This window comes from Candidatus Methylomirabilota bacterium (assembly GCA_035936835.1).
Classification (GTDB): Bacteria; Methylomirabilota; Methylomirabilia; order Rokubacteriales; family CSP1-6; genus AR37.
In genome coordinates this window covers 1-8944 of the sequence record DASYVT010000138.1, presented here as the reverse complement: position 1 = coordinate 8944, position 8944 = coordinate 1, and the positions used below count along the sequence as shown (strand labels likewise).

The following is an 8944-nucleotide window of genomic DNA, read 5'->3' as shown; positions in this document are numbered from 1 at the left end:
TTCCGAGCCGCCCCCTGCCGATCTTCTCGTGACGGTCGAGGCCCGACCCAAGCTCTGCCTTGGCGTCGTTGAGGTGGAAGGCCCGCACGTGCCGGAGTCCCACGATCGCCGCGCATGATTTCATCACACCCTCGTAGTCCGCGCGCGTTCGCAGGTCGTAGCCGGCGGCGAAGAGATGGCAGGTGTCGAGGCAGACGCCCAGGCGCTCGGGTGCCCGGGCCCCGCTCAGAAGCGCGCGGAGCTCCTCGAAGCTCCGCCCGATGGTCGCGCCGCCGCCTGCGGTGTTCTCCAGCAAGACACGGACGCGATAGCCGCGGGTCCGCGATGTCACCTCGTCGAGCGCGCCGACGATGCGCCGAATGCCCGCCTCGAGACCCTGACCCTTGTGAGAGCCCGGGTGGATGATCACGAAGGGCAGCGCCAACGCTTCGGCGCGCTCGAGCTCGTCGTGAAACGCGCTGACCGCGCGCGTCCATTCCGCGAGCGAAGGCGCCGCCAGGTTGATGAGGTAGGAAGAGTGGGCGAACACCGTCCGGATGCCGGTTGCCGTCCAGGCGGCGGCGAACTGCCGGATCTCCTCCGGCGCGTACGGCTTGGCGGACCACTGGAGCTGGTTCTTGAGGAAGATCTGGACCACGGAACAGCCGGCCTCGTGCCCCCGCTCGAGCGCGCGATAGAGCCCGCCGGCGATGGACATGTGGGCCCCGAGCAGGTCGGGCGTCCCCCGCGCCTTCGGGCTCAGCCGAAAATCTCCCGCAGCCGCCGGTCACGGTACTCAAAGAGCCCCACGATGCGGCGGCCGGCGCCGAGCGCGTGAGCCGCGCGGCCGAGGGGCCCGAGCGGCAGCCGGTAGGTGACGCGGTCCTCGACCCAGGTTCCGGGCGCGTCGCCGCCGTCGCGCTCGGGCTCCTCCAGAAAGCGGTGGCGGTGCTCCCATCGCGCGAAGGGCCCCCAGAGCTGGGCGTCGACGAAGCGGAACGGCGGGTCGAACTCGCGCACCATCACGCGCCAGCGGACGCGAAGCCCCGCCATCGGCACGCTGAAGTCGAGCACGGCTCCCGCATCGAGGCGGTCCGGCGGCTCCACGAGCCACCTCGGGCGTGCCCATTCCGGATGGAGGGTGACGAGGTTCTTCGGGTCGGCAAAGAACCCGAACACTTCCGGGCGCCGCCGCGCCAGCCACAAGCGGCGCTCGATCACGTAGTCGGGCATGGCGGCTGATCGGCGCGCGGCATCCGGCCGGGAGCTGCGAGCGCGCTCCCGGCCGGCCCGCGAATCAGCCGAGCTTCTTCACCTCGGCGAGAATCTTGTCCGGGTCGGGCAGCTCGCCCTTGCCGTAGCGCTCGACGAAGGCAATCTTGCCCTGCTTGTCGACGATGAAGGTGGCGCGCACGTTGGCGTTCCAGTCCGGCCAGTAGACGCCGTAGTCCTTGCTGACCGACCGCTGCACGTCGGAAAGAAGCGGGTAGTTCGAGATGCCGACCGACTTGGCCCAGTTCTCATGGCTGAATGGGCTGTCCGCGCTGATACCCAGGACCTGGGTATTCGCCGCCTCGAAGTCCTTCACGCGCTTATCGAAGGCGGGCATGCACTTGGATCAGCCTGGGGTCCAGTCCAGCGGGTAGAACAGCAGCACCACGTTCTTGCCCGGGTAGTCCTTCAGGCTCACTTCCTTGAGTCCGATGGTCTTCATAGTGAAGCCGGGCGCCGCATCGCCAACGCCCGGCGTTTTCGCATCGCTCATTCCTGTGACCCTCCCTTCGCACGTGGAATATCGCGTCTACGGTCAATCATAGCCGACCGGCCAGGGCTCTTCAATTGCCGATCCATGCGCGAGGAGGGTTTGCGCCGGCCCGCCCAGAGGCTCCGGCGCCTGGACTCGAGCGCCTCGTCCGGAAGCCCGAGGTAGCCGGCCGCCGTCACGACCCTTCCCGTCTGCCACAGGCGCTTGAAGCGCTCCGGGTAGTTCTCAGCGCGGAGCGCGTGATGATCGAAGATCACGCGGCAGTCCGTCCGGTCCAGCACGCGCAGGAGGTGGTCGATGCCCTGGTCAATGAGCGCCGCGCCGAGCTGGTGCTCGAGGTAGGCGGGAGGCCCCGAGAGGTAGAGGATGTCCGGCCTCTCACGGATCAGGTAGGCGGCGGCGACGGCGGAGAGCGGCCCCTGCACGTCCGAGGCGTGGACGAAGCGCGTGCCTTCACGTAGGTCTGTCACGGTCAACGCGACCACGTAGCCGAGCGGGGTGCCCTCGACGCCGTGGGCGAGAGGGGGTGAGGCTGCGAGGCGGGCGTCTGCGGTCTCCATGGTCCTGCCGTCCGCCGAATCGAGGCGGCAGCCGCCGGCGATCGCCTTCCACAGCTCCCCCGCCCGCTGGGCCTGGCGCGGGTTGATCATCCGCTTCGCGTCCTTGGCCCACACCGTGCGCCCCTCGTAGAGGCCCGGGTCGTGGCGGAAGTGGTCCTCGTGGTAGTGGCTGAGGAAGATCAGGTTCGCGCGCGCGGCATAGCCGGAGATGCGGTCGTTGGCCCGCTTGAGAGCCTCCCACTCCGCATCGGCCGGCGGCAGTCCGAAGCGGTTGGGCCCCAGCGCCGCGCCCGGGTCGATGAGGACGCGCGTCTGCCCGCACTCGACATAGGTCGCCATCGAGCGCACACCGAGCGAGTCGCCCGCGAGCGGGACGACCTTCACGCGCAGCGGCCGCCGTCCACGATGAATGGGCTGCCCGTCACCATCGAGGCGTCGTCCGAGGCGAGGAAGAGCGCCGCCTTGGCGATGTCCTCGGGCTGGTTGAGGCGCCCGAGCGGCACCGTCGCCTGGTAGCGCTTCATGCCTTCGGCGTCCACTTCCTTCTTGCCCATGAAGGTCGCCAGCATGGGTGTTTCGGTGGCAACAGGTGCAATGACCACGACGCGGATCCCGAACGGCGCGAGCTCGACTGCTAAGCTCTGGCCCATGGTCGTCACGGCGCCCTTGGATGCCGCGTAGCACTGCCCGCCCGGCCGGGGCTTGAACGCAGCGGTCGAGCCCGTGATCAGGAAAACCCCGCGCTTCTGCTTCTTCATGACGGGGGCCGCGAACTTGGCGCCGAGGAAGACGCCCTTGACGTTGACTGCCATGATCCGGTCGAAGACGGTCTCATCCACCTCGTCCACGGAGGACGGCCACTGCGGCACACCAGCGTTGGCGAAGAAGACGTCGAGCCGGCCCCAGCGGGTGACGGTTTGGGCGACGGCCTCGCGGTTGTCCTCCGCGCGGCTCACGTCCGCGGTGATGGCCATTGCGTGGCCCCCGGCCCGCTCGATCTGCTCCGCTACCGCCCGAGCAGCGTCTGGCTTGAGGTCCACGACGGCGACCTTGGCGCCCTCCGAAGCGAACAGGAGCGCCGAGGCCTGACCGATGCCCGACCCCGCGCCCGTGACGATGGCCACCCTGTCCTTGAGCTTCATGCTGGTTCTCCTTTTGGGGACGTCTTCGACTCCTTCACTTCGATTCCTTTACATCGGCGACGCGGCCGCCCGTGGCCCGCACGAGCTCGTCGGGCGTCAGCGGGAAAACGCACTCGGGCACGCCCGCGGCCGCGTAGATCAAGTCGAGGCCCAGCAGGTCCTCGTCCACCCAGATCGGCAGCGCCGTCTCGTGGCCCAGCGGCGGCACGCCGCCGATCGCGTAGCCGGTCGCGCGCCTGACCGTGTCGGCGTCGGCGCGGCGGACCTGGCCGCCCGCCAGCCGCCCCAGCTTCGCCTCGTCCACGCGGTTGATCCCCGAGGTCACGACCATGACGGGCACGCCATTGACGGTGAAGACCAAGGACTTCGCGATCTGCTCCACGCGCACGCCGACGGCGTCAGCCGCCTGCTGCGAGGTGCGCGCCTCCACGGCGAGCTCCACCACCTCCCCCTTCAAGCCCAGTGCAACAATAGCGGCCTGAACGCGGAGCGCGGCGGGCTTCACGCGGCGCTCAGAGCGCCAGCTCGGCCATCAGCCGCAGCGCGTCCACCTGTCCGACACCGAGGATCATCGTGGTCACGCCCGATCTCTTCCAGGCCTCGAGCCGCTCGCGGATCCGCTCCTTCGGGCCGCACAGCGCCACCTCGTCCACGAGGGCGTCGGGCACTGCCGCCGCCGCCTCCTCCTTCTTGCCCCCGAGGTAGAGATCCTGGATGGTCTTGGCCGCCGCCTCGTAGCCGTAGCGGCACACGAGGTCGTTGTAGAAGTTCCTGCCACGGGCGCCCATGCCGCCGACGTAGAGGGCGAGCCGGGGCTTGACCATGGCGCGGCATGCCGCCACGTCGTCTCCCACGATCACCGGCACGGTGGGAGCCAGGTCGAAGCGCGCGAGTGATTTCCCGCCCCCGGCCCGAGCGAAGCCGCTGTCGAGGGACTCCTTGAACACGGCAATCCGCTGGGGCGAGAAGAACACGGGCAGCCAGCCGTCGGCGATCTCCGCCGCCAGCGCCACGTTCTTCGGACCGATCGCCGCTAGGTAAACGGGGATGTCGGTCCGGCCGTGCAGGATGGACTTGAGCGGCTTGCCGAGCCCCGTGGCGTCGGGACCCGCGTAGGGAATCTGGTAGTACTGCCCCTTGAACTCGAGCGGCTTCTCCCGCCGCCACACCGAGCGCACGATCTCGACGTACTCGCGGGTCCTCGAGAGCGGCTTGCCGAAGGCCACCCCGTGCCACCCCTCGACCACCTGCGGCCCCGAGACGCCGAGCCCGAGGAGAAAGCGCCCGCCCGAGAGCTGATCGAGCGTCATCGCCGTGGTCGCGGTCAGGGTGGGCGTGCGCGCGGGGATCTGCATGATCGCCGTGCCCACGCCGATACGCTGCGTCACCGCCGCCACCCAGGTGATGGTGGTGACCGCGTCGGAGCCGTACGCCTCCGCCGACCACACCGAATGGAAGCCCAGCCGATCCGCTTCCTGCACGAGCGGCACGTTGATCCTGAGAGCGGAGCCGGAATAGCCCATGTTCAAGCCGAGGCGCATATCATCCTCCGTGGCCACGACGTGGCCGTGAAACCTTCCCGGGCCCCTGCCAGCCGTAGCGCGCCAGGGACACGCGCCCGCTCCGCAGGAGCACACCTTCCTGCTCGAGCAGGATACGCTGGGTCAGCATGCTCCCGTGAGCCGCCCGGAGGCTGATCCCGCCCCCGGCATTGACGACGCGATGCCACGGCAGCCCCGACGGACAGCTCCGCAACGACAAGCCCACCATGCGCGCGTGGCGCGGCCGGCCGACCCAACGCGCAATCTGACCGTAGGTCGCGACGCGCCCACGCGGGATCCGGCCGATCAGACGCCAGGCCTCCCGGCGGAAGTCCGTCACGGCGCGACCTCTCCGAACTGCAGCTCGTACAACCTCGCGTAGAGCCCGCCCTGTGCCAGCAGCTCGGCGTGACGACCGGCCTCACGAACCCGCCCCCTGTGCAGCACCTGGATCCGGTCGGCCGTCTGGATCGTCGAGAGCCGGTGCGCAACGACGACGCTGGTCCGGCCTCGCAGCAGCTCCTCCAGCCCCGCGCGGATCAGCGCCTCCGACTCTGGGTCCACGCTCGATGTCGCCTCGTCGAGCGCCAGGACGGCCGGATTATAAAGGAGCGCCCGGGCGATGGCCAGCAGCTGCCGCTGCCCCTGTGAAAGGTTCTGGCCGCGCTCGTGGATCTCCTGCTGGAGGCCCTGCGGGAGCGAGGCGACCACGCGGTCCGCGCGCGCTGTCCGAAGCGCGCGGTCGATCTCGTCACCCAGCGCCGCCGCGCCCGCACCGACTCTCAAGTTGTCCTCCACGGTGCCGGTGAAAAGAAATACCTCCTGCGGAATGACGCCGACCTGGCGGCGCAGCGCGCCTAGGTCCCACTCGCGGACATCCACACCGCCCACCAGCACCTGTCCCCTCGACGCGTCGTAACCGCGCGTCATCAGCCGCACGATCGTGCTCTTGCCCTCGCCCGTCGGCCCGACCAGCGCCACGCGCTCCCCCACCGCGACCGTGAACGAGCAGTCCCGCAGCACCCAGTTCTCTCCGTCGTAGGCGAACCAGACGTTTCTGAACTCGACGGCCGCCGCGCCCGGGTCGCCGGCGACGACACCACCGGCCGGGGAGCGGACGGAGGGCTCAGCGTCGAGCAGGCCGAACACGCGCTCGGCGGCGACGGTGGCGGCCTGCATCACCGTGTACTTGGCGCCCAGGTCCCGGATCGGCAGGAAGAAGCGGCCCGTGTACTCGAGGAAGGCGACGAGCCCGCCGAAGGTGAGTGCGCCCGTCAGTACCTGGCCGCCGCCGTACCAGAGGAGAAGCGCCACCGCCGCCGAGCCGATGGCCTCGACGCCCGCGTAGAGCATCGCGTCGAAGAAGGTCGAGCGGAACTGCGCCTGGCGGAGGTCGCCGTTGAGCCCCGCGAAAAGCTCCGCCTCCCTTCGCTCGCGGGCAAAGAGCTGGATCACGGCCATGCCCTGGAGCGATTCCTGCAGAAAGCCGTTGAGCCGCGCCAGGCGAGTCCTGACCCCGCGGTAGCTGTCGCGGGCTTTCAGCCTGAAGTACGCGGCGCCTGCCGCGAGGACGGGCACGAGGACGAACGTGACCAGGGCCAGCTCCCAATTCAGGACCAGCATCAGGACCACGATGCCCCCGAGCGTCAGGACGTCGCCCACCACGGCCATGGCGCCGCTCGTGAAGAGCTCGTTGATGGCCTCGACGTCCGTCAGGACGCGCGTCATCAGCCTCCCGACCGGGCTCCGGTCGAAGAAGGCCGCGTCCTGCCGCTGGAGATGGGCGAAGAGCGCCGCGCGGAGGTCGTGCATGACGCGCTGGCCGGCGAGCTGCGTCAGGTACGAGATGGCGACGCGCAGGCCGTAGAGGACGATCAGGCAGCCGAGGTAGGCCGCCGCGATGCGGCTGAGCCCCAGCCAATCGCCCGTGAGGATGTAGCGGTCAATGGCGATCTTGGTCAGCCAGGGCTGAAGGAGCTCGAGCGCCGCCACCGCGGGGAAGAGGAGCATCGAGAGCAGCACGAGCCGTCGGTGTGGGCGCGTCACGCCCCAGAGCCGGCGCATGAGCCGGGGGTCGTACGCTTTCCCGAGGAGCTCGGGGTCGCGCTCAGTCATTGGCCAGCTCCTGCTCGATCTGCTGGATGCGCCAGAGCCGCGCGTAGAGCCCGCCCGAAGCGAGGAGAGCGGCGTGAGTGCCCTGCTCGGCCACGCGCCCCTCGTCGAGGACCACGATCCGATCCGCTTCCTGCGCCACCCGCAGGCGGTGCGTCATCGCGAGCGTGGTCCGCCCGGCGACGGCGGCCCGGAGCGAGCGAAGGATCTCGGCCTCCTTGCCCACGTCCACCGCCGAGAAGACGTCATCCAGCACGAGGATGGGCGGCTCGGGCACGAGCGAGCGAGCGAGCGCGACTCGCTGGCGCTGGCCGCCCGACAGCGTCAGCCCACGCTCCCCGACAACGGTCGCCCAGCCTTCCGGAAAACCCTCGATCTCGGGACCCAGCCCCGCGGTCGCCGCGGACGCCCGGAGTCGAGCCTCCGGGGCGGCCTCGTCGCCGAGCGCCACGTTGTCGCTGATCGAGCGCGAGAAGAGGAAGGCCTCCTGCGGCACGTAGCCTATGGACCGGCGGAGACGCTCGCGCGACAGCTCCCGCACGTCGCGCCCTCCGACGAAGACCGTCCCGGGCGGCGGCTCGTACAGCCGGCTCACGAGCGCGCCCAGCGTGGACTTGCCGCTGCCCGTCGGCCCCACCACCACGACAGTCGCGCCTTCGGGCACCGTGAAGCTGACGTCGTCGAGCGCCCGCCCGCGGCCGTCGTAGCCGAAGGAAAGCCGCCTGAACTCGATGGGGCCGGTAAGGAGCGGGGGTGCCGAGGCCGTCGACACCATCTCCGGATCGTCGGTATGGCCGGGAGTCTCGAGGATCTCGGCGATGCGCGTCATGGCGGCGAGCCCGCGCTTGAGATTGGCGAGCGTCCAGCCCAGCGCGATGGTCGGCCAGGCCAGGTACGCGAGGTACCCGGTGAACGCCACGAAGGCGCCCAGCGTCAGGCGCCCCTCGATGACGCCCCTGCCGCCGACCCACAGGACGATGAGCCCACCCAGGCCGGAGATGAGGCCCAACATCGGCGAGAAGGCCGCCTGAGTACGAGCGAGCCGGAGGCTCCGCGCGAGGTACTCGCCGTTGAGCCTGCCGAAGGCGTCGATCTCCCTCGCCTCCATCGTGTAGGCGCGTACGACGGGCATGCCCGTCAGGTTTTCCTGCACCCGGGCTGAGAGCGCGCCCAGCTGCTCCTGCACGGCAGTGGACTCAATCTCCACCTGGTGGTTGAAGCGGCGCGCGAGCAGGACCAGCAGCGGCGACGGCGCGAGCGCCCAGAGCGTGAGCCATGGGTCGATCGTCCACATGGCCGCGAGCGTGCCCGCGAACGTGAACGAGGTGCCCACGAGCATCACGGTGCCGAAGCCCGCGAGCGCGCGCAGCGCCTGGACGTCGTTGGTCGCGCGCGACATGAGGTCGCCCGTGCGGTGGGTCAGGTAGAAGGCGGGGGAGAGCGTTTCGAGGTGGGCGTAGAGGTCGCGCCGGACGTCGTGCTCGACCCACTGCCCGGCGCCCAGCATCGTGAAGCGCGAGCCGAGCCTCGCCAGGGCATGGAGTTCGGCCAGGAGAACGATCACGCCCGCGTGAAAGGCGAGCGCGCCGCCGCCGCCGCGGAGGCCGTCCACCGCCTCCTTGAGCTGCCACGGGATGCCCAGCGAAAAGCCCGTGGCGAGTGCTAAGCAGCCGACGCCCACGCCGTAGCGGGTGGCGTGGGGACGGAGGTATCCGAGGAGGCGCCTGGCGGGAGACACCCGCCCAGTATACAGAGGCTAGCGGAGCCTTCAGGGCGGATGCAGCTCATAGCCACGATCGACGACCCGGCCGTCATTCAGCGGATCCTCGCCCATCTCGGGCTCCC

At 70.0% G+C, this 8944-nt stretch carries 10 protein-coding genes; all 10 read right to left on the bottom strand.

What is annotated here, in order from left to right; all coding sequences use genetic code 11:
• Nucleotides 1–697 (bottom strand): deoxyribonuclease IV (locus VGV06_12095; protein HEV2055898.1); only part of this gene is annotated, 697 nt, incomplete at its 3' end.
• A gap of 41 nt (nt 698–738) precedes the next feature.
• A complete protein-coding gene (locus tag VGV06_12090) occupies nt 739–1212 on the bottom strand; it encodes an SRPBCC family protein (GenBank protein ID HEV2055897.1) in 474 nt (157 codons plus the stop codon).
• A 64-nt stretch (nt 1213–1276) separates the two neighbouring features.
• Nucleotides 1277–1744 (bottom strand): redoxin domain-containing protein, encoded by a 468-nt coding sequence (locus tag VGV06_12085; GenBank protein HEV2055896.1) that lies wholly within the window; start codon nt 1742–1744, stop codon nt 1277–1279.
• Nucleotides 1741–2688 (bottom strand): hypothetical protein, encoded by a 948-nt coding sequence (locus tag VGV06_12080; protein ID HEV2055895.1) that lies wholly within the window; start codon nt 2686–2688, stop codon nt 1741–1743. The genes VGV06_12085 and VGV06_12080 overlap by 4 nt, the downstream gene beginning before the upstream one ends.
• Nucleotides 2685–3446, bottom strand: coding sequence for an SDR family oxidoreductase (locus tag VGV06_12075; protein HEV2055894.1), 762 nt, complete (start codon nt 3444–3446; stop codon nt 2685–2687). The genes VGV06_12080 and VGV06_12075 overlap by 4 nt, the downstream gene beginning before the upstream one ends.
• Before the next feature lie 34 nt (nt 3447–3480).
• Entirely contained in the window at nt 3481–3951 is a 471-nt protein-coding gene (locus tag VGV06_12070; protein HEV2055893.1) for a YbaK/EbsC family protein, read from the bottom strand.
• A gap of 7 nt (nt 3952–3958) precedes the next feature.
• Nucleotides 3959–4987, bottom strand: coding sequence for an LLM class F420-dependent oxidoreductase (locus VGV06_12065; GenBank protein HEV2055892.1), 1029 nt, complete (start codon nt 4985–4987; stop codon nt 3959–3961).
• A gap of 1 nt (nt 4988) precedes the next feature.
• Nucleotides 4989–5327, bottom strand: coding sequence for an MGMT family protein (locus VGV06_12060; protein ID HEV2055891.1), 339 nt, complete (start codon nt 5325–5327; stop codon nt 4989–4991).
• Nucleotides 5324–7102, bottom strand: coding sequence for an ABC transporter ATP-binding protein (locus VGV06_12055; GenBank protein ID HEV2055890.1), 1779 nt, complete (start codon nt 7100–7102; stop codon nt 5324–5326). The genes VGV06_12060 and VGV06_12055 overlap by 4 nt, the downstream gene beginning before the upstream one ends.
• Nucleotides 7095–8837, bottom strand: coding sequence for an ABC transporter ATP-binding protein (locus tag VGV06_12050; protein ID HEV2055889.1), 1743 nt, complete (start codon nt 8835–8837; stop codon nt 7095–7097). The genes VGV06_12055 and VGV06_12050 overlap by 8 nt, the downstream gene beginning before the upstream one ends.
• Nucleotides 8838–8944: the final 107 nt, after the last annotated feature.